We start from the raw sequence: 19,787 nt of genomic DNA, 5'->3' as shown, positions 1-19,787 counted from the left end.
ATTTTTCCCCGATTACCGCGGATTATAAAGCGACAAGCAGGAAAGCGCCAATTAAGATCAGTCGTGCATTGCTCCGGTTGTATAACGTTATTCTCCTCCTCCGGAGCGGGCCCCGATGGCTGTCTGGATCCCGAAATCCAATCCGATGGCGGCGGCGTGAAGGAGGCGAGGGACATGGTGCAGACATGGCAAAGAGGCGGCTACGAAGTGAGCACCGACCCCGGCCGGCTGAACCTGCCGGTGATCCACGGCTTTCTGCGAACGGCCTATTGGTCGGAGGGTATCCCGCTCGACATCGTCGAACGGGCGGTTGCCGGGTCCTTGAATTTCGGCCTCTACGAAGCGGAAGATCAACTCGGCTATGCCCGCGTCGTCACCGACTGCACCACCTTCGCCTGGCTTTGCGACGTCTTCGTGCTGGAAACCGCGCGGGGGCAGGGGCTGGGGCGCTGGCTGATCGGCTGCGTCATCGCCCATCCAGGGCTGCAGGGCTTGCGCCGCTGGATGCTGGCGACCGCTGACGCCCAGGCGCTTTACCGAGACTTCGGTTTCGAGGTGCCCGCCGAGCCCGAGCGCCTTATGGCCCGCCAGATCAAGGACATCTACAAGGGCGCGGCGCAGGATAGAGCTGGGGGCACTGCCGGGGCGGCGTCCCGGCGCTAGCTATGCGTAACTTGGCACCGTAGTTCAGTAAGTTGACTTATATGACTGTTTTATTGCGTTAATCTCTTCTTAATCCCGCCATGACATTTGTGCATTGCTGCGGTGCAGCAATGGCGCTGCAGATGCGCGCCCCTCGGGTCCATATTCTTTCTGTCGGAAGCACTTCGAGGGACCTCGCGAGATCGAGGGGCTGGGGTCCTTAGCGCTCCCATCAAAACAAGGTCCGCTCATCAAACTGGGCGGCATTCGGTAAGGAAGCAGACGATGAACACGATGTCATACGACCACATCAAAGACCCGCTCGTACGCGCAGAAGCCATGCGCTCCCAGGCCATTGCCCAGGGGATCGCCAATCTGACGGACGCTATCGGCAGCGCTTTTCGCGCGCTGACGGGCAAGATCTCCAAGTACATGGCTTATCGCCGGGTTTATGAGACCCTCAGCGACATGACCGACCGTGAGCTGGACGATATCGGCCTGTCGCGCGGCGACATCGATGCCGTTGCCCGCGGCCACGATCCGCGCCCCAAGCGCGATGCCTATCTGGAGACGGTTCTGTTCCAGCACAGCAAGCTGGCGGAGCGTTACCAGACCGAAGGCAAGACCGACGGCGAAGAGGGCGTCAACGACAACCGCACGGTTGCCGCGGCCTAACTGCCGAAGAAACGACCCGCGGGAAGCAGCAGAAGCTTCCCGCCGGGGTCGCTGGCTCGCCGGGATCGTTCGAAACCGATCCGGGGTCCGATGCCAAAGCCGAAGACGAAAGGGCCGCAAACCGCGGCCCTTTGTGTATTTGGGATACCGGCCGGAGCCCGGGCATCCGCCAAATACCTATATTTTCCATAATATACATTATGCGCGAAAAGACTTGATCGAGTCGGATCCAAAACCTCCGCACAGCGGCCTCGCTGCCAAAGCCATAACGCGGACAGCCTTGTAAAACAGAAGCAGACACCGCTCAGGGCTGAACCGATCGCGATTACGGGCTTGGCGTTGTCGCATCGAATCGCTGGGCAACGGAATGCCACCGTCAGGAACGCTTCCACTGCGACAAAGGCAAAGAAAGCGCTGAGAAGCGCGCTGGCGACGAATACGAGCCACACCAGAGTTCTGATCATGATCGGACTTTGAACGCCGACGACGCAGCCTTCAAAGCAAAGGCGCTCTGCGAGCGCGCCATAGACAGCCTCCTTCCAACGTCTCTGCCCTTATCGGCGCCCCTTCTGTTCCCACTGAAATCGCCGCCGCCTCAGTCGGAAATGCCGAGGCGGCGCGGATGCCGTCTAGCGGTCCGAACCCGAGTTGGTCCGATAGCCAGAAGTTCGAGTGGTATCTGGGCTATATGTCCAAGGCAGCCGCGATCTGCCGCGGCTATGGTGTGTCAAGCGCGCTTGGTGAAATCGCCAGGCTTTCGCCCTATGGGCAGATCGGACTTAAGGGAATCAGCGCCGACGGATTCACCGGCGCGGCCTGCGGCAAGATCCGTAACAGGACGAAGGAGCTGCTGGAGAAAAAAGAGACCTACATCCGCTATATGAAGGCGACCTACGACTGTTCAGGCGACACCTGCGTCGAACGTTAGCCGCGCCTCGCCTTCCTCAACCATTAACATGGCAGCAATCCTCTGAGGGGCGGCTTAACCGCCCTCTTCGCACTGCCGCCACACCCTGGTTAACGGCCCGCCTGATCAGCCTTTGAACCTTTCGGGGCCGGCAAACGACTTCCTCATAACCCGGGCGCTTTCTGGCGCCTTGTCATCCCTATGAGGAGGTTGAGATGCGCTCTTCCAAGAATACGCTCGCCGGCATTGCTGGTGTTTTCGCCATTGCGGCCGGCGCTGTCGCGCTGACGACGGCCCTGCCCGCCGGCGCAGCCGGCCCCATGGTTCAGTACCAGCCGACCATTGCGTTCAAGACCGCCCAGTCCAAGGCCCCCGGCGGCCTTACCCACGCCCTGCCCGACATCATCCCGACCACGCTCGGCTTCATTATGAAGTCCGGTCCCGTCGGCTGGGGCCAGACCGAAGAGCTCAACCCCAACCAAGCCGACGCTACGCAGGTCGGGCCGCAGCAGAACCTCTGCCGTTTCCACCCCGGCGCCTATCGCACCCACAATAAAGGCGCGGGCAACGCCGGTGCGTTCGTCACCAAGGTTTACCGGGACAACACACTGATCCATACCCACAACGTGCCCGGTGGCCTGGCTGCCTACAGCGGCATCGACTGGCATCAGTTCACCGTCGACCTGAAAGAAGGCATGAACACCATTCGAGTGAACTTCGATGCCAACAAGCAGGTCGCGGAGAGCAACGAGAACAACAACTACTTCATCAAGGTGAACGTGAAGATCGACTGCAACGGCGACGGCAAGATCGGCGGCGTGGCGATCAACCCGAACGGCGGCTTCAAAGCGACGCCGGGCCAGGGCGATCCCTCACCGGCGAAGCCCCAAAGGCGTCTGAGACCGCGCGGCTGAGCTTAGAGCCCATCAAAGCCTGCGCGTGACCGCCGGCGGCTCGGAAACGAGTCGCCGGCGGACTTTCTCTCCGGCCAAGTCTGCTTTGCCCCCTGCCCTGACTTGTTTGCGCGTCTCTATCAGCCTTGGATAGTGCTTCTTCGATTTCGCACTCCCGCTAACCCAGGTCCGCAAGCAGGGATGACAGCTTCCCGAAGTGAGAGAAGCTGACCTGGTGGGGAATCTTCTCCAGGGGCGCTTTACGATACCCTTCCGTGAAGAGGGCAAAGGGCACGCCCGCGGCGGATGCGGTTGCCGCATCGACCTCGCTATCGCCGACAAAGACCAGGGCCTCCCGGGATACGCCGAGAGCTGACGCCGCTTGCAGCAGCGGTAGAGGGTCCGGTTTGCGGCGCGCCAGGCTGTCGCCGCCCACAAGAGCCGTCACATAACCGTCTATGCCCAGGTCGGTCAGAACCTGACGGGCGGGCACTTCGGGCTTGTTGGTGCAAACGCCGAGGCGAAGGCCGGCCGCTGCCAATTCGGCCAGCACCTCGTCTACACCCTCATAGAGACTTGATAGCGCGGAAGGCGCCGCGTTGTAGATCTCCTGAAACCGCTTCGTAGCGGCGCTGTGGGCTTCGGCGTCGGCTTCCTCGGCCGTCCAGTCGAGCAGGCGCTCCACCAGTTTTGGAACGCCGTTCCCCACAAAACCGATCACCGTTTCCAGATCCGGCCCCTGATGGCCACGCTCCTCCAGCAGACGCCGGGCCGCAGCATGAATGTCCGGCGCCGAGTGCACGAGGGTGCCGTCGAGATCGAAAACCACGGCTTGAAGCGCCCTCTCCCCCTCCATCACGAAGGTCCCTTTGAACCAATTGTAACCAACCGACGACACACGGGCGTGACCAACAGTTCCGGCGAATGCCGGATCGAGGCAAAGAGGACCTGAAAAATGCGCAAGAGCACTGTCTCCTATCTGACCATGGCGGCCTTCGCCGCCCTAACGATGGCCGGCGCGACGGCTAACGACAGCGCCGCGCAGACCCGATCCACCCAGGCCGAAAAGGCGCCGATCCAATTGAAGATCATGAAACCGGCGAAGCCTCCGCGTGAGCCGGGCCGAGGCGCGGGCAAGCCGTCAAGCAAGCCGCGGCCAGGCCCCGACGGACAGCCCGACAGCGGCCCTGACACGCCCAGCCAGTTGGCCAATCTCGTAGTGATCCCCTTCTACAACAATCCGCACGGATTGCCGCAGGGTTTTCCCGAGCACAGTTACTGTAAGAAGAACCCCGCGGGCGGCGCACCGGTGCAGATCAAGTTCTGGATCCGCAATGCCGGGGGCAGCGACAGCGGCGCCTTCCAGTGGACGCCCAGTTTCCCCAATTCCGGTGCGGCCCCGGCCAAGATCGTCGCCAACGTGCCGGCAAACGGCCAGGTGCTCATCACTCAGGGCATCCCAAACGGCTGCTACACGCCGGGCTTCAATGCGACCTGCCAGTTCTCCATCTCGTTGGACGATCACGACGAAGTCGAGGAGTGGAGCGAAGCCAACTCCGTGTCGAACTTCTGTGTCGGCCCGGCAGGCTGAAGCAAAGCTCAGGACAGGTTTTCTGAAACGGCGGCCGCTAGCCCGACCGCCGTTTCACTATGTCCCGATCCACTATGTCCCGATGAGCCTCTGTTGATGTCCGGGGCAGACTCAGAACGACTTCCTGGGCAACACGTCGTTGTCGATCTGAATGAGGCTTTTGTCTTTCACCTGACCCGGCACCTGGTTCGGTCGGCAGTCATTCTCTATCCGCGACAGGCAGCCCAGCACCAGGCGCTGGCTCCCATCACCGTGAACCAGAGGCAACCGCAAGATCTCCACCCGCAGATAGCTGCGGTCGCTATAGGTCAGCCCCTCAATGGATCGCATGCAGGTGCCATGGGCCATAACCTCGTCGAACATGCTCGCGACGTTGGCGAGGTCCTCGCCGTCCAACAGCTCATCCAGGTAGCGGCCGGTATTCTCTACGCCCATGATGTCGCGGATGGCGGTACCCGAGAGCCGGAAGAGGAAGCGGCCTGTATCGACTTCCTTCTCGACGATGAAGATATGCGGCAGCAGGCGCAAGACTTCGGCCGGGTCGAAGTCCTCCCGCAAAGGCACGCCACCACGGCGCAGCGCCAGGTTATGCCAATAAGCATAGAGAGCGCTTGAATTCTGACTGAAGAAGGTGTCGTCTGGCACACCTTCGGAAAGTTCTGCACTGCCCCACATGGAGACACAGATACAGAATAAGTGTTTGCCTTTCCTTAATCATTCTCTCTCGCCTCTGGTTGTCCCGGCCCGCTTTGGTTAATCTTTCCGCCATGACCGATCACACGCCCCTCTCCCAGTCCCCCGAAACGCCGACGATCGACCGTCTGCTGTCGATCATGGCCCGCCTGCGCGACCCACAGAGCGGCTGCCCCTGGGATGTTAAGCAGAGCTTCGCCACCATCGCGCCCTATACTATTGAAGAAGCCTATGAGGTTGCCGATGCCATCGAGCAGGGCGACATGCAGGCTCTGAAGGACGAACTCGGCGATCTGCTGCTGCAGGTGGTTTTCCATGCCCGCATGGCAGAGGAAGACGGGCATTTCAGCTTCGCCGATGTCGCAGAAGCCATAAGCGACAAAATGGTCAGCCGGCATCCCCATGTTTTCGGCGACCACAGGGCCGACACGCCCGATGAGGTAAAGGTCACCTGGGAAGACCAGAAAGCGCGGGAGCGCGCTGCCAAGGCTGCGGCAAGGGGGAACGGTGAAACCGCTTCGGCTCTCGACGGGGTTACGGCCGCCCTGCCCGCCTTGCTGCGGGCGGAGAAACTGCAAAAAAGGGCGGCACGGGTCGGCTTCGACTGGCCCACGGTGGCGCCGGTTTTCGAGAAAATCGAAGAGGAAGTCGGTGAGATCCGGGAGGTAATCGACGAAGGTGGCGATCCGGACAAACTAGAGGATGAAGTTGGCGATCTGCTCTTCGCAGCGGTCAATCTGTCCCGTCATCTGGGTGTCGACCCGGAGGCAGCCCTGCGTCGCAGCAACGCGAAGTTCGAACGGAGGTTTCGCGGCGTGGAAGCCAAGCTCCACGATAAGGGTCAAAAACCCGAGAACCAAAGCCTGGAGGCCCTCGAGGATCTCTGGCAGGCCGTGAAACAGACTTCAGCCTCCGGTTAGCAAGCCAAGCAGCAACCATCGGTTTATCAACGAAAGCAAAACGGGCCTAAGTGCCTGCTGGTTTCAAAGAAATCGTTTCGGTAAGCGCAAACAAGCCCTCGTTGGCATGAAAATAAACAATATAAACCAGATGCTTAATCAATATGAATGCATATCGCTAAACTTTAACAAGATTCATATCATGATCATCGTCCATGAGTTGATTCCACTTTTAATTGCGTGCAATGCTTCTTCGCTGTTCAACCAAGTCTGCGAGGAGTTCAGCCATGACACAAGAGAACGTTCCATCTCTCATTTCCTCCGACGACCAAAACACCAAAGGTATTTCTGACAGCTTGGGCACGCTTGGAGGTGTTGCTGTCCCCGCCCTGGCGATGCTGGGGCCGATCATTTCCGGAGACGACACCGACAACACCATCAATGGCGGGGCCGGCGACGACCTGATCGAAGGCCGGGGCGCCAACGATCATCTTTCCGGTGGGGCCGGCGACGATCTCATTTCCGGTGAAATCCTCTTCGCCTCGCACAGCGGTCCGGTGAATGCGTCCCATCTCAACAGCGCGGCCGCCGGAGCCATGGAAGGTAACGATTCGATTCTCGGTGGCAGCGGCGCCGACACTCTGGCGGGCGAAACGCTGAGCTTTGCCGCCGATGGTACGTCAGAGGCGAGAAGCACCAACACCGCCGTGAATGCCATTGCGGGCAACGATACCATTGGCGGCGGTCCCGGCGATGACGCAATCGCCGGCGAGGCCCTGGCCATTGGCACTTTCTCGGCACAGGTAACCGTTGAAAACTCGGCTTTCGGCAATACTGCCGAAGCCGGCAACGACAGTCTGCGTGGTATCGATGGTTCCGACAGTATCGCGGGCGACGCCTTCGCCATAAGTTTCGGGTTCACAGAAGCGATTGCCGGACATACCGCGGTTGAAGGCGCTTCTGGCAATGATACCCTATCCGGAGACGGGGCCGCCGATACCCTCGCGGGCGACAGCCTGGCCATCAGCGACGGGGGTGTCGCGGTGGCCTTCATGTTCAGCGATGCGAGAGACGGTGGTTCCGCCGGCAGCGATATCATCACCGGCAATGGTGGAATGGGCCTCATCGCCGGCGATGCACTCGCATCCGGCAATTCGAGCTCCAGCGCGACGGCCAACCATACTGCCCTTGCGGGCAGCCATGCCGGAAACGACAGCATCACCGCGGGCAGCAACAACGACACCATCAGCGGCGATGTGCTCGTCCGGAATGGCGGAACGGCGACCGCGAACAGCGACGCAGCCTTGGCCGGCCAAGCCAGCGCCGGAAGCGATACGATCGACAGTGGAGACGGCAACGACCTTGTTGCTGGCGACGCTTTGGCTCAAAATGGCGGGACGGCAATTTCAACCACCACGGCAGGCTCCCTGCACGCCGGTGCTGATCTGATCTACGGCGGCGGCGGAAACGACAAAATCGCCGGAGACTCCCTCTCCCTGGGCGGCTTGGCTGACGTGACTTATGGCGGCGACGATACCATCTTCGGCGGCACCGGCGCTGACCTCATCTCAGGCGATGCCTTGGCCGTCAACCTCGCGGGAGCCGATACCATGCACGGCGGCACCGGCAATGACGTCTTCGTCTACAACGACATCCTCGATGCCGGCGATCTGATCGACGGCTTCGATGCGACGGGCGCGGATCTCGTCGACCTGGACGGTTTGCTCGACAGCCTTGGTGTTGCGGATGTGGACCGCAGCGCCCGGGTCGATGTGCAGCAGACCGGCACCGGTCAGGATGCGGTGATCTCGGTCGACACCACCGGCGACGCCGTCTTCGACACCGTCGTTGCAACGGTCACAAGTGTTACCGGCGATCTGGACCAGAACGACCTGAATCTCGGCACCCTGGTTTAGGCCGACACGAGTCCGAGGGCGGGAGGTTTTCCGCGTCCCGCCCTCTTCTCTCACAAGGACAAATGACTCGCCAGCCGGATACCGGCGTAAAGCGCGGCGCCGTAAATGACGTGACTGAAGAACGCGTTGAGGCGCGGCACCCAGGGGTTGGCGGCGAGCCGGCCCATGACGCCGATGCCAAGACCCGGCTGCATCACGAACCAGGGAATGACGACGGAGACAGCGCCGAAAACAAGCCCGTTCAGCAGGCTGGCCGGGCTGTCCAACACAAAAACCAGCAGGCCCAGATAGGCGACACCGTAGGCCACCCCGATCACGTAGTGCATGGTCCAGCCGATGGCCGCCTCACCGGGCACTGCCGGGGTATCGCCGATGGGACGGTGGATCATCCGGCCCTTCGGAAGGTAGGCGAACCAGCGGCCGATCGCACCCCAATCCGCCGGCGGAATGCCGGAGACCGCGAAAAGCAGCCGCTGCCAGATGTCGAGGACCAGGGTCGCGAGAACACCCGCAATAGCGGCATGCAACAGGAAACTGTCGAAAGGCATAGACTGACCTCTTTCCCTTATCCGCGGCAACCAGAGTCGGAAACGGTCTGTGGCTTCAATCGTTGGCCAGGAGATGCATCAGGCTGGAGGTATCCCAGCGCCGGCCGCCACGGGCCTGAACCTGGGCATAGAGCTGGTCGACCACAGCGGTGATCGGCAGACGCGCACCGTTGTTGTTGGCCTCTGCAAGGCAGATGCCGAGATCCTTGCGCATCCAGTCGACCGCAAAACCGAAGTCGAACTCGCCCTTGCACATGGTCGAGGCACGGTTATCCATCTGCCAGGACTGCGCGGCCCCCTTGCCGATCACGTCGATCACCTTTTCCATGTCGAGCCCTGCTTTCTGGCCGAAACTCATGCCCTCCGAAAGTCCCTGCAACAGTCCGGCGATGCAGATCTGATTGACCATCTTGGTCAATTGGCCGGCCCCGGCCGGCCCCATCAGGGTCACCGCCCGGGCAAAGGCGTCGATAACAGCTTTCGCATTGTCAAAGGCCGCCTGCTCGCCGCCGCACATGACGGTCAAGGCGCCGTTTTCCGCCCCCGCTTGTCCGCCCGAAACCGGCGCGTCGATGAAAGCGATACCGCGTTCTTCGCCGATGGCCGCGAGTTCGCGCGCCACCTCTGCCGAGGCTGTGGTGTTATCGACAAGGATCGTGCCCTCGCCCATGCCGGCAAAGGCGCCGTCATCTCCCAGGATCACACTGCGAAGATCATCATCGTTGCCGACACAGGAGAAGACGATCTCCGCCCCGCTTGCGGCCTCACGCGGGGTCGCCGCGGCCGTGCCGCCATGCTTGGAAACCCAGTCCTGCGCCTTGGCTGCGGTCCTGTTGTAGACCGTCACGTCATGGCCTGCCGCGGCCAGGTGCCCGGCCATGGGAAATCCCATGACGCCAAGCCCGATGAAGGCAACCTTGGTCATCTCTTCGTCTCGCCTCTTTTTTTCGAATTGAACTGACTGTGGCCGCGCCTCTTTCCCGACCCGACGGGCGGGAGCCTAATCAGGCTCACCAGGGGCTGCAAGCCGCATCACCGCTTGCCGCCGGCCGGGCTGCCGCAGAGCGCACCCTGCGACAGTTGTTTGCATTGTGCTCCGGTCATGCAACCATGGGAAAGCTGGGCATCGGGGGATGGGGACTATGCTGAAAGTCGCGACAATTCCGGGAAAAGGCCGGGGTATCCTTGCAAATCAGGCAATCGCAGCGGGAACACTGATAGAAAGGGCGCCGGCGGCACGCATGCCTTCGGAAGAGCGCCATCTTATCGATCAGACCGATGTCTTTACCTACTACTTCGCCGATCCAGGCAGCTACGCCCGTAAAGGGCAATATGACTGCCTCCTGGCTTTCGGGCTCTCCTCTCTATGCAATCACGCGGAAAAGCCCAACGCGGAGGTGTCCTGGACCGACGACTCGGTTGGTCTTTGGGCCTCGTTAATCGCGTTAGAAGATATAGGGCCGGACCAAGAAGTGACTGTCTTCTACACAAACATCACCGAGTATGAGTCTTATGATCTGTTTATTTAGATAATTCGCTTTAACCGAGAGTCGCGCATTCTGTAGTCGCCCATAGCCTACGCATTGAAATTGCGGGTAGTTTTACCTTTAGAAAGGAAAATTAAACCAGCTATGTGATTGAATTCCGGCTCATGTCTGGAACACGGAAAGGTTGGGCTGCAAGCATTTGCAGCGGGTAGGTTCAGTTAATGGCTTCACCAGAGATCCTGGCCACAGAAGAGGCTGCTGTCGAAGCGGCGCCAAAGAAGGCCGACGGAGAGGATTCGAAAGCGACCGACAAGGGCGCCGGTTTCACCGGCACCTACCGGCTGCTGGTGCGCGGCAAGAACATCAATGAAAACACGCTTCTGGCCACCGACTACCTGAATCACTTCAACGAAATCATCATGCTGCTCGAGATGGTTCCCTCGATGACGGACTGCTTCGAGGACTGCCAGGAATGGCAGCCCAAGAGCTATGCGGATCACTTTCGTGACAGCTGTTTCTCCGATGCCGAATTGGCGATCCTCGCCTACGAAAATGCCCCGGCCAACTACCGCCAGGCCTTCGATGCCACGGTCGACCAGATGAATCGGCTGATTGCGGATTCTCTGCCAAGGATCAAAGCACTCATCGATGCGGGAGAAGAAGGCCCTCTGCAACTGGGTGTCGAAGGCGTGACCCGCAAGCTGCAGAGTTTTGTCGATGTCGCCTCCTCGATCATCAACGGCAACATGGACACACTCGATCAAACGCAGATCGACAAGGTCATGAACGACTAGTCTTTCTAGTCCGCCTTCGCCAGCTTTCGATCGATAAGGCCGCGCAAAGCCTCCAGGCCCGGCGCGATTCGCCCCGGCTGCACCGACGAAAACCCAAGGCGCATAAAGTTGCGCGGCGGCTTTTTGGAGAGGAAGTGGAGCGAGCCCGGCTCGATCACGATGCCTTCAGCCAACGCCTCTCGGGCCAGAACGTCCGTATCCAGGCTCTTCGGCCCTTCCAGCCAAAAACTGGTGCCACCGCAGGATGGCCGCGGTGAAAACTCCGGCAGGAACCTGGCCAGCCCCTCCCCCATGCTTTCCCAGCGGATCCGGAAATCTCGCTGCAGACGGTGCACCAGGGCGTCGTAGTGGCCGCCGGCGATGAACAGCGCCATGGTGCGCTGGTTGTTGGTCGCTGGATGGCGAAGCATCAGGCGGCGCAGCATACGCGCCTCATGGATGAACTCTTCCGAAGCGACCATGTAGCCCATGCGCAGACCGGGGCCGAGATACTTGGAAAAGCTGCCGATGTAGATCACGCGCCCGGAACGGTCCATGGCCTTCAAGGCCGTCGTCGGCGCATGGAGGAAATTCGCTTCGGCTTCGTAGTCGTCTTCGATGACGATGAAGTCCGACTTCTGCGCGTTCTCCAACAGCGCTATGCGCCGCTCCAGCGGCAGGGTCACCGTCGTCGGCGACTGGTGGCTCGGCGTGACATAAACGCAGGCGCAGCCATCCATCCGGTGATCCACGACGATACCCTCGCGGTCGACCGGGATCGGCCGGATCTCCGTTCCCTTCAAGGCGAAGATGTTGCGGGTGTCGACATAGCCCGGATTCTCCACCGCCAGCACCTTGCCCGGCCCTGCCAGAAGCTCGGCAATGAGGAACAGAGCGTTCTGTGCCCCCAGGGTGATCAAGATCTCCGAGGGAGCCGCTTTGATGCCGCGGCGCGGCAGCACCCGGGTCCTGATTTCCTCGATCAGCCGGGAATCATCTTCGTTGAAGTTATCCTCGGTCCACTTCTGGATCGCATCGACCCCCAACGCCTGACGCGAACAGGTCCGCCAGGTCGATACCGGAAACAGGGTCGGATCCGGCTGCCCGTAGATGAAGGGATAGGGATAGCGCCGCCAGTTGCGGGGCTTTTCCACATTGACCAGTTCCGAAGGATGCAGCCGCAGGCGGCTCCACCACTCCACCGACTGCTCCGCGCCCAATTCGGGAAAGCCGCCCTTGGTCTCGGTCTGCTGAAAGACCATCTCGGTGTTGACGAAGTATCCCACCCGTTCGCGGGAAATCAGCAGGCCCTCGTCCGCCAGGGCCTGATAGGCCAGCACCACCGTGTTGCGCGACACGCCCAGGGATTGCGCCAGCCGGCGGCAGGAGGGCAGCGGATCGCTGCCGGAAAGACGGCCGTCGATAATGGCATCGATAAGCTGCCGGCGGAGCTGGGCCTGAAGCCCGAGGTCGCCGTCGTGCCGCACCGGAAAAATAAAATCACGCATGGTTTTGAACGCTGTTTCTGGGCCTATGAAGGGAGCTTAGGAGGCTCCATCCAAGGTCTCAAGCCCTGCGGTGCGGGCTTCCTCGATCCGGCAAGATCCCGCCTCCGAACACAATCTAGGGTTCCTTGTCCCCTCTCGCGATAGCTCGAAAGTGGTGGCTCGCCGCCATCCCTTCCTCCCGGCACCAGGCTTTGTGCCCACCCAGGCCCCTGTTGCGCCATTCATCGTCCGCCATGACCCAGCCTTTGATGCGCTGCTTTCGCGCGGCGGCTTCGTTCAGACCGGAGCGCAGCGTCTGCTCTGCCAGTTCCCGCCGGAAACCCCTCTCGACCTCGCCGTCCAGAGTCCCGCAATAGCTTGTAACGGCATAGTCATAAATGACCTGGGTAAGATTGCGTTCCTGCACCGCCAGCGGTTTTGGAAGAACAGAGACCGCAGCGGCTGCAATCAGTAAAAAGACCGCACAAATCTGCCGTTGCTTCAGTGTCATGGGCGGCCCGTCGGTTCGCTTGGCCCCATGGGTGGGCCGGAGTTGGCCTTGACACATTTCAAAGCCCACTGCCAGACTCAAGGATAAGCGTTATCAATAAACGATCAACACCGACACAAGGTCAACAGGGACGTCTGCCCGGTTCAGGGCAGCCCTCTCCACGCCACTGTTTGAGGGGAGAACGAGCGTGAGCAAATCCAATAAACCGACAACCAGTACGAAGACGCACCGGGCGGTGCGGCACTTCACACGGCGGACCATGCTGAAGCAGGCCGCTGCCGGCGGCGCCATCATGGCCGTGGCGCCGGCCATCATCAGCCCCGAGGCACTGGCCTCTTCCGGTGAACTGGTGGTGATGAACTGGTCGGACTATCTGCCAAAGACCTTCCTGGAAGGCTTTGAGCAGAAGACCGGCATCAAGATCAAGCATACGCCCTATGGTTCCAACGAAGAGCTGTTGAACAAGATGCGGGCGACCAGGGGCCGTGGTTTCGACCTGATCGGCCCGACGGTCGACCGTGCCGGCGAATGGAAGCCGCTCGGCCTGTTGCAGCCTTTTGACATGAGCCGGGTGAAAACCGACCTGATCGTGCCGGGCCTGCTGAAGGGTTCGACCGACGGCTGGACCTGGGACGGCGGCAACCACCACTTGCCCTACCACTGGGGCACCGAAGCCCTGGCCTGGCGCACCGACAAGTGGGAACAGGACTATGCCAACCTGTCCTATGGCGACCTCTGGCGCCCGGAAATGAAGGGCAAAGTCATGGGCCGGCCTCACTCCATGATGCTCGGCATCGGCCTGCACCTCGACGCCTCCGGCAAGGTTCCCTCCAACCGCATGCTCGATGCCTACAAGGACGAAGCGAACATGCGGCGCATCTGGGACGAGATCGGCAAGTTCGCCGTCGAACACAAGTCCTGGCTGAAGCAGTTCTGGAATGACGCCGATGCTCAGATCAACGGCTTCATGCAGAACGACGTGGTCCTCGGCCAGACCTGGGACGGCCCGCCGCTGCGCTTGAAGAAGGAAGGCAAGCCGGTCACTTACATGGCCCCGCAGGAAGGTGCCCTCACCTGGCTCGACGGCCTGTCCATGCCGATTGGCGCCAAGAACATCGATCAGATCTATGAGTACATCAACTACGTCTATGATGCTCAGGTGAACGGTCTGATCGCCAACGAAACCGGCTACAACCCGGTCGCGGTCGGCGCAGAAAACCACCTCTCTGCCGACAGCAAGAAGGCCTTCAGCGAAGCCTATCCCGGCGATGCCCTGGATCGGCTCTGGTGGTGGCCGCCTTCGGAGCCCTGGTACACCGAGATTCGGGCAGAATACAGCGACAAATTCGTCGCCGCCTGATTTCTGATCTGAGGTTTGGGCCCCGTCCTTCTGGTCGGGGCCCTCTCCCTTTTCTCAGGACGCCGCTCTTGAAACCGCGGGAGTCGGCGCGAGGGCGAAGCATCACCGGCATTGCCGGTCGATGGCATATCATGGCAAGTAAGAAGCAGATGAACACGCCCACCCTATGAGGCGTGATAACGACAGGTCGGCGGCGCCCAAGGCGCCCGGCAGCGAGATGGGGGCAAACAGGCATGAGTGCAGATGTTGATCTGGACCACGTAACGATTCGCTTTGGCGACTTTACGGCGGTGCAGGACGCGCATTTGGGTATCAAGGGCGGCGAATTCTTCAGCTTCCTCGGTCCCTCCGGCTGCGGCAAGACGACGATCCTGCGTGCCGTCAGCGGGTTTTTGGAGCCGACAGAAGGCGACGTGCGGATCCGCGGCCAAAGCATGCGGGGCATCGGCCCCAACAAGCGCCCCACGGCGCTGATCTTCCAGAACCTTGCCCTCTTTCCGCTGATGTCGGTCGCCGACAACATTGCCTTCGGTCTGGAGGTCCGCGGCGTCGGCAAGGCCGAGCGGCGCAAACGTGCCGATGAACTGCTCGATCTCATCGCTTTGCAGGGGCAAGGCGACAAGAAAGTCAGTGAGCTGTCCGGCGGCCAGAAGCAGCGGGTCGCGATCGCCCGTGCTTTGGCGGTAGAGCCCGAAGTGCTGCTGCTGGATGAGCCGTTGTCCGCCCTCGACCTGAAACTGCGCCAGCACATGCGCACCGAACTTCGCGCGATCCAGCAGCGGGTCGGGATAACCTTCATTTACATCACCCACGACCAGGGCGAGGCCCTGACCATGTCGGACCGTATCGCGGTCATGAGCCAGGGAGTGATCCAACAGGTCGGCACGGGCGCCGATGTCTACGAGAACTCGCAGACCTCCTTCGTCGCCTCCTTCGTGGGGGAAAACAACCCCTTCGTCGGGCGCATTACCGCCGTCGACAGCAACTATGCCGTGGTCGAGTCCACCTTCGGCCCACTGCGCGGACGCAATCTGAGCGGCCTTCGAACAGGCGATCAGGCGATGCTCTTCGTGCGGCCGGAATCACTTTCTTATCTCAATGGCGGGACCGTGCCGGAGAACACCATTCAGAGCACAGTGGTGAACAGTGAGTTTGAAGGCTCGTTCTTCTCTGTGTTTTTGCAGGGCGAAGGATCGAAGAGCATCGTCATGTCTATGACCAATTCCGGTGATCTGCCAGCCTTCGAACAAGGTGCCGCCGCCACCGTCGGCTTTCAGGCCGACCGCGCCGTCGTCCTGCCGGTTGGGGAGGTCGCCGATGAGTAGTCTTCAGGCGACGCTCCATCTGCACCCCTCGCGCGCGATGGGAAGGGTTTCGCCATGACCGGGTTCTTTCGGCGCAACGGCATCGTCATCTCGACCTACCTGCTTCTGGCGGTCTTCGTCTGGGTTGCGATCATGATCGTGCTGCCTCAGGCCTACATGCTGGACTTCTCTTTCCGCTTCAATCTGCCGCCAGGGAAAATCGGCGGACCGGAAGACGTCTACACGCTGAAGAACTACCGCTACCTGCTGTTCGGTCGCCCGGGCGACGAAGCGATGTTCAACGTGCTGCATCTGACGGTCTTTCTGCGCACCATCATCGCCTCGATCTTCGTGACGCTGATCAACTTCGCGATCTGCTACCCCATTGCCTACTATATCGCCCAGGTGGCCAAGGGCGGCCAGGCCCGGGCCTTGATCCTGATCCTCATTCTGCCGTTCTGGGTGAACGAGATCCTGCGCGCCTTCGCCTTTCGCATTCTCTTCGGCACCTCGGGCGTCATCAACGCCTTCCTGCAAACCTTCGGCATCATCGACCAGCCGATCGATTTCATCCGTGCCGATATCGCACTCTATGCCGGGCTCTCCTATGCCTACATTCTGTTGATGGTATTCCCGCTCTATAATGCCATCGAAAGCCTGGATCACAATCAGGTGGAGGCGGCACGCGACCTGGGGTCGCCCTGGTGGCGCATTCACTGGCGTGTGGTGATGCCCCATGCAAAGCCGGGCATCGCCTCCGGCTGCACCCTCGTCTTCATGCTGACGGCGGGCGCCCTGGCGGCGCCGCAGATTCTCGGCGGGCCTTCAAGCTTCTGGTTCACCCAGATCATCTATCGATGGTTCAATACCGGCGGTAACTGGCCACAGGGGGCGGCCTACGCCATCGTCCTGCTTCTGGCCTGCCTGATCTTCGTCCTGACCGTGATGCGCCTCTTCAAGGTCAGCCTGGGGGAGATCGCGAAATGACGTCGGCAAGGATTCAGAGCCTTCTGGTCTCGTTCTACATCTTCCTGTTCTTCCTGTTCCTTTTCGCGCCGCTGATGATGATGGGAACCGCCGCTTTCAACGACGTGGACTTCCCCCAGGTCGTCCCCTGGGAAGGTTTCACCTGGCGCTGGTTCCCGGCGCTGCTCGAAGACGACCTGATGATGGAAGGCATCCGCAATTCTATCTGGATCGGCATCGGCGTGATGGTCGTCTCGGTGCCCATTGGCCTCGCGGCCGCCATTCTGATGACCCAGGTGCACCGGAAATTCCAGACGATCTACTACACCGTCGTGGTCTCGCCGGTGCTGATGCCCGGCGTCATCCTCGGCATCTCCACGCTGGTGTTCTGGGATCGCTTGGGCACTTTCGTCAACGCCGACTATGACACCTTTTTTTACAGCGGCATGTTCCTGACGATCATCGGGCAATCGACCTTCATTTCGGCCTATACCATGCTGATCTTCCTGGCCCGGCTGCAGCGCTTCGACCGCACCCAGGAAGAGGCGGCACTGGATCTCGGGGCCACCCATGTCCAGGTCTTCTGGAAGGTGCTGATGCCCTTTCTGCGGCCGGCCATCTTCTCGGCCATGGGTCTCGCCTTCCTCACCTCTTTCGAGAATTACAACACCACGGTCTTTACGATCCAGGCCGACAGCACCCTGACCACCGTTCTGGCGGGCAAGGTGCGCATGGGAACGCAACCCGACCTCGCGGCACTCGCCGTGCTGATCATTGCCGTCACCCTGGTCGGCGCCATCGCGATCGAGGTGACACGGCGGCGGGAACAGGCAAAAGCCGAGGCGGCCCGGGAGGAAGCGCTGCGGCTGGAAAAAGCGGCCGATCTGCCCCTGGCTGGACAGCCGGCGCAATAGGCCGATTTTCCTTCGTTTTTTTTGCGTCCTTTTGCCGCCCGCTGCGTCTTACCGGATAAGATCAACCCGGAAGGAGCAAGACCATGCGTCTGCAACTGGCCCTCAACGTGCCCGATATCGATCAGGCCGTTGACTACTACAGCAAGCTCTTTGGAGTCACACCGCACAAGCGCCGCGACGGCTACGCAAACTTTGCGATTGAAACGCCGCCACTGAAGCTGGTGCTGTTCGAGAATGCCGACGCGCCGGAGCGCCTCAACCACCTGGGGGTCGAGGTTCTGGACCAGGAGACCCTGGGAAGCAATCTGGAGCGCCTGACCCAGGCTGGCATCGTCGAGGAGGTTCAGCGCAAGGAAACCTGCTGCCACGCCACCCAGGACAAGGTCTGGTCGCGGGCGCCGGACGGCGCGCGCTGGGAGTGGTATCGCATCACCGACGACAACCCTGCCCCGGCGCCTGCGGCCTTTGGCGGCGTTTGTTGTGCGTCTGGGGAAAAGACAGAAGACATCGGTTTAGGGTAAGTCCCGGCGGCAATGGCAGAACGGACATCTCTCAATAACGACGCCTGGACGGAATTCGAAACCAGGCTTCGCGGGTACGTGCGCCGCCGCGTCGACCCGTCGTCGGTGGACGATGTCGTCGGCGGGATCCTGCTGCGCCTTGCCCAAAATCAGGACAGCCTCACGGCGGCCCGCAGCCCGATTGCCTGGGCCCTGCGGGTCGCGGGCAATGCGATATCGGATCACCATCGGCGCCGTGCAACGGAGGGCAGATTTCTATCTCAGGCGTCCGCGCCAGAGCCGCAAGGCCCGTCTTCAGGCGATGCCGAAGAGCCTGCAGCGACGGAGGCGTTGGCGCGCTGCATCGCCCCACTGATCCGCAGCCTGCCGCAGCCCTATGCAGAGGCGCTGCTGCTTATCGACATCGAAGGCCTGACCCAGGCGAAAGCGGCGGAACGCCTTGGCCTCTCCGTTTCCGGCGTAAAATCTCGTGTCCAGCGCGGCCGCCGCCAACTGAAGGATGCCCTGCTGCGCTGCTGTGTGATCGAAACGGACCGGCGCGGCGGGGTTATCGACTACCGCCGCCGTACGAAAAGCCGGGGCTTGCGCTGCTGATCTTGCAGCCAAATTGCGGCTTTGGGATTCTCCGCTATGATTGCCCCTCGTCCAATCACCGCGACAAAGCGGGATGAAGAACAGGGGAAGGCAGATATGAACGGATTTCGCAAAGTCCTGGCCGGCTTGGCGCTCGCAGCGCTGCCCTTCGGCGCATCCGCAGCCGAGATCAAATGGGATATGGCCAACGAGTATAATGACACATCGATACACGCTGAAGGCGACCGCGTGTTTTCCACCAAGCTGTCGGAGCTGACCGGCGGGGCGATCGAAATCACCCATCACTTCGGTGGTTCCATCGGCTTCAAGTCCAAAGACCAGTTGGATGCCGTTGCCGATGGCGCCCTGCCCATCGCCAACACCTACGTCGGCCCTCTGGGCGGCATCGACCCGATGTTCCTGCTGCCCTCTCTGCCCTTCCTGGCAAAGACCCCGAGCGAAGCCCGCAAGCTGATGGAGATCGCCCGCGCGGACTATGAGGCGATCTTCGCCGACAACAATCAAAAGCTGCTCTGGGCCTCGCCCTGGCCGCCGTCGGGCATCTGGGCGAAGAAGCCGGTCGACAGCGATACCGCGATCTCCAATCTGAAGATCCGAACCTACGACGCCAACGGCACCATCACGCTGCAGCAGGCCGGCGCAGCCCCGATCCAGCTTTCCTGGGCCGATGTCGTACCGCAGCTTTCGACCGGCGGCATCGAGGCCGTTCTGACCTCTGCAGAGGGCGGCACCAACGCCAAGTTCTGGGAGCATCTTTCCCACTTTACCGAGGTAAACTACGCCATGCCGCTCAACATGGCCCACATCAACCTCGATACCTGGGAGGGTCTCTCCAGCGACCAGCAGGCCGCCGTTCTGGAAGCCGCGAAGGCGGCAGAGGACTACGTCTGGCAGACGGTGGAAACCCGGACCGCCGACAACTACGCCGCCATGAAGGATGCCGGCATGACGGTGGTTACCGGTGTCGGCAACGACTATCTGGCGGCTCTGAATGCCGCCGGCGCCAAAGCGCGTGACGAATGGTTGGCCAAAACCGGCGACAAGGGCTCGGCAATCCTCGAGGCCTTCAACAACTAGCCCGGCGTTTGCGGGAAAGAGAGGGCGCC

Annotated in this window: 22 protein-coding genes; 16 read left to right on the top strand and 6 right to left on the bottom strand. The window is 61.1% G+C overall.

Translation table 11 applies throughout. The features are described from left to right. The first annotated feature begins 174 nt into the window (after positions 1–174). The 4 genes from ACP146_RS11170 to ACP146_RS11155 all read left to right on the top strand — a co-directional run bounded on the left by ACP146_RS11170 (position 175) and on the right by ACP146_RS11155 (position 3,138). Positions 175–663 carry a GNAT family N-acetyltransferase gene (locus tag ACP146_RS11170; RefSeq protein ID WP_422366833.1) on the top strand — a complete coding sequence of 163 codons (489 nt, stop codon included), beginning with the start codon at positions 175–177 and terminating at the stop codon, positions 661–663. Between the two features lie 264 nt (positions 664–927). Further along, the gene (locus ACP146_RS11165; protein ID WP_422366832.1) at positions 928–1,317 is read left to right on the top strand and encodes a DUF1127 domain-containing protein; all 390 of its coding nucleotides are present in this window, start codon (positions 928–930) and stop codon (positions 1,315–1,317) included. Positions 1,318–1,939: 622 nt separating this feature from the next. Further along, positions 1,940–2,245 (top strand): hypothetical protein, encoded by a 306-nt coding sequence (locus tag ACP146_RS11160; RefSeq protein ID WP_422366831.1) that lies wholly within the window; start codon positions 1,940–1,942, stop codon positions 2,243–2,245. Positions 2,246–2,439: 194 nt separating this feature from the next. Next, positions 2,440–3,138 carry a CARDB domain-containing protein gene (locus ACP146_RS11155; protein WP_422366830.1) on the top strand — a complete coding sequence of 233 codons (699 nt, stop codon included), beginning with the start codon at positions 2,440–2,442 and terminating at the stop codon, positions 3,136–3,138. A 157-nt stretch (positions 3,139–3,295) separates the two neighbouring features. On the opposite strand, the gene gph is transcribed toward ACP146_RS11155, so the two are convergent. After that, positions 3,296–3,973 carry a phosphoglycolate phosphatase gene (gene gph / locus ACP146_RS11150; RefSeq protein ID WP_422366829.1) on the bottom strand — a complete coding sequence of 226 codons (678 nt, stop codon included), beginning with the start codon at positions 3,971–3,973 and terminating at the stop codon, positions 3,296–3,298. Between the two features lie 99 nt (positions 3,974–4,072). On the opposite strand from gph, the gene ACP146_RS11145 reads away from it, so the two are divergent. Next, positions 4,073–4,708 carry a hypothetical protein gene (locus ACP146_RS11145; RefSeq protein ID WP_422366828.1) on the top strand — a complete coding sequence of 212 codons (636 nt, stop codon included), beginning with the start codon at positions 4,073–4,075 and terminating at the stop codon, positions 4,706–4,708. A 111-nt stretch (positions 4,709–4,819) separates the two neighbouring features. Here ACP146_RS11145 and ACP146_RS11140 read toward each other — a convergent pair whose 3' ends face one another. Next, the gene (locus tag ACP146_RS11140; protein ID WP_422366827.1) at positions 4,820–5,353 is read right to left on the bottom strand and encodes a PAS domain-containing protein; all 534 of its coding nucleotides are present in this window, start codon (positions 5,351–5,353) and stop codon (positions 4,820–4,822) included. Between the two features lie 122 nt (positions 5,354–5,475). Here ACP146_RS11140 and mazG point away from each other — a divergent pair, with 122 nt between their 5' ends. Together mazG and ACP146_RS11130 are read left to right on the top strand one after the other, a co-directional pair. After that, a complete protein-coding gene (gene mazG, locus ACP146_RS11135) occupies positions 5,476–6,321 on the top strand; it encodes a nucleoside triphosphate pyrophosphohydrolase (RefSeq protein WP_422366826.1) in 846 nt (281 codons plus the stop codon). Between the two features lie 266 nt (positions 6,322–6,587). Further along, positions 6,588–8,216, top strand: a complete 1,629-nt coding sequence (locus ACP146_RS11130; RefSeq protein ID WP_422366825.1) for a beta strand repeat-containing protein — start codon at positions 6,588–6,590, stop codon at positions 8,214–8,216. Between the two features lie 50 nt (positions 8,217–8,266). Here ACP146_RS11130 and ACP146_RS11125 read toward each other — a convergent pair whose 3' ends face one another. Both ACP146_RS11125 and ACP146_RS11120 read right to left on the bottom strand, forming a co-directional pair. Further along, the gene (locus ACP146_RS11125; protein ID WP_422366824.1) at positions 8,267–8,764 is read right to left on the bottom strand and encodes a DUF2938 family protein; all 498 of its coding nucleotides are present in this window, start codon (positions 8,762–8,764) and stop codon (positions 8,267–8,269) included. A 55-nt stretch (positions 8,765–8,819) separates the two neighbouring features. After that, positions 8,820–9,689 (bottom strand): NAD(P)-dependent oxidoreductase, encoded by an 870-nt coding sequence (locus tag ACP146_RS11120; protein ID WP_422366823.1) that lies wholly within the window; start codon positions 9,687–9,689, stop codon positions 8,820–8,822. Between the two features lie 217 nt (positions 9,690–9,906). Here ACP146_RS11120 and ACP146_RS11115 point away from each other — a divergent pair, with 217 nt between their 5' ends. Further along, the gene (locus ACP146_RS11115) at positions 9,907–10,293 is read left to right on the top strand and encodes an SET domain-containing protein-lysine N-methyltransferase (RefSeq protein ID WP_422366822.1); all 387 of its coding nucleotides are present in this window, start codon (positions 9,907–9,909) and stop codon (positions 10,291–10,293) included. Positions 10,294–10,472: 179 nt separating this feature from the next. Continuing rightward, entirely contained in the window at positions 10,473–11,045 is a 573-nt protein-coding gene (locus ACP146_RS11110) for a hypothetical protein (protein WP_422366821.1), read from the top strand. A 5-nt stretch (positions 11,046–11,050) separates the two neighbouring features. On the opposite strand, the gene ACP146_RS11105 is transcribed toward ACP146_RS11110, so the two are convergent. Further along, positions 11,051–12,532, bottom strand: coding sequence for a PLP-dependent aminotransferase family protein (locus tag ACP146_RS11105; RefSeq protein ID WP_422366820.1), 1,482 nt, complete (start codon positions 12,530–12,532; stop codon positions 11,051–11,053). 115 nt (positions 12,533–12,647) lie between these two features. After that, the gene (locus tag ACP146_RS11100) at positions 12,648–13,022 is read right to left on the bottom strand and encodes a hypothetical protein (RefSeq protein ID WP_422366819.1); all 375 of its coding nucleotides are present in this window, start codon (positions 13,020–13,022) and stop codon (positions 12,648–12,650) included. A gap of 187 nt (positions 13,023–13,209) precedes the next feature. Here ACP146_RS11100 and ACP146_RS11095 point away from each other — a divergent pair, with 187 nt between their 5' ends. The 7 genes from ACP146_RS11095 to ACP146_RS11065 all read left to right on the top strand — a co-directional run bounded on the left by ACP146_RS11095 (position 13,210) and on the right by ACP146_RS11065 (position 19,758). Beyond that, the gene (locus ACP146_RS11095; protein ID WP_422366818.1) at positions 13,210–14,382 is read left to right on the top strand and encodes an extracellular solute-binding protein; all 1,173 of its coding nucleotides are present in this window, start codon (positions 13,210–13,212) and stop codon (positions 14,380–14,382) included. Between the two features lie 233 nt (positions 14,383–14,615). Then, on the top strand, positions 14,616–15,707 hold the full coding sequence (locus tag ACP146_RS11090; RefSeq protein WP_422366817.1) for an ABC transporter ATP-binding protein: 1,092 nt from the start codon (positions 14,616–14,618) through the stop codon (positions 15,705–15,707). A 54-nt stretch (positions 15,708–15,761) separates the two neighbouring features. Beyond that, a complete protein-coding gene (locus ACP146_RS11085; RefSeq protein WP_422366816.1) occupies positions 15,762–16,673 on the top strand; it encodes an ABC transporter permease in 912 nt (303 codons plus the stop codon). Then, a complete protein-coding gene (locus ACP146_RS11080) occupies positions 16,670–17,566 on the top strand; it encodes an ABC transporter permease (protein WP_422366815.1) in 897 nt (298 codons plus the stop codon). Before ACP146_RS11085 ends, ACP146_RS11080 begins: the two co-directional genes overlap by 4 nt. A gap of 83 nt (positions 17,567–17,649) precedes the next feature. Continuing rightward, on the top strand, positions 17,650–18,087 hold the full coding sequence (locus ACP146_RS11075) for an ArsI/CadI family heavy metal resistance metalloenzyme (RefSeq protein WP_422366814.1): 438 nt from the start codon (positions 17,650–17,652) through the stop codon (positions 18,085–18,087). A 12-nt stretch (positions 18,088–18,099) separates the two neighbouring features. Beyond that, positions 18,100–18,681 carry a sigma-70 family RNA polymerase sigma factor gene (locus ACP146_RS11070; protein ID WP_422366813.1) on the top strand — a complete coding sequence of 194 codons (582 nt, stop codon included), beginning with the start codon at positions 18,100–18,102 and terminating at the stop codon, positions 18,679–18,681. A 96-nt stretch (positions 18,682–18,777) separates the two neighbouring features. After that, complete coding sequence (locus ACP146_RS11065; protein ID WP_422366812.1) at positions 18,778–19,758, top strand: TRAP transporter substrate-binding protein; 981 nt, start codon at positions 18,778–18,780, stop codon at positions 19,756–19,758. Positions 19,759–19,787 lie beyond the last annotated feature (29 nt).

Source organism: Pelagibius sp. (assembly GCF_965249265.1).
GTDB lineage: Bacteria > Pseudomonadota > Alphaproteobacteria > Kiloniellales > Kiloniellaceae > Pelagibius.
The sequence above is the reverse complement of the archived record's forward strand: the minus strand, read 5'-3'. Positions and strand labels throughout refer to the sequence as shown.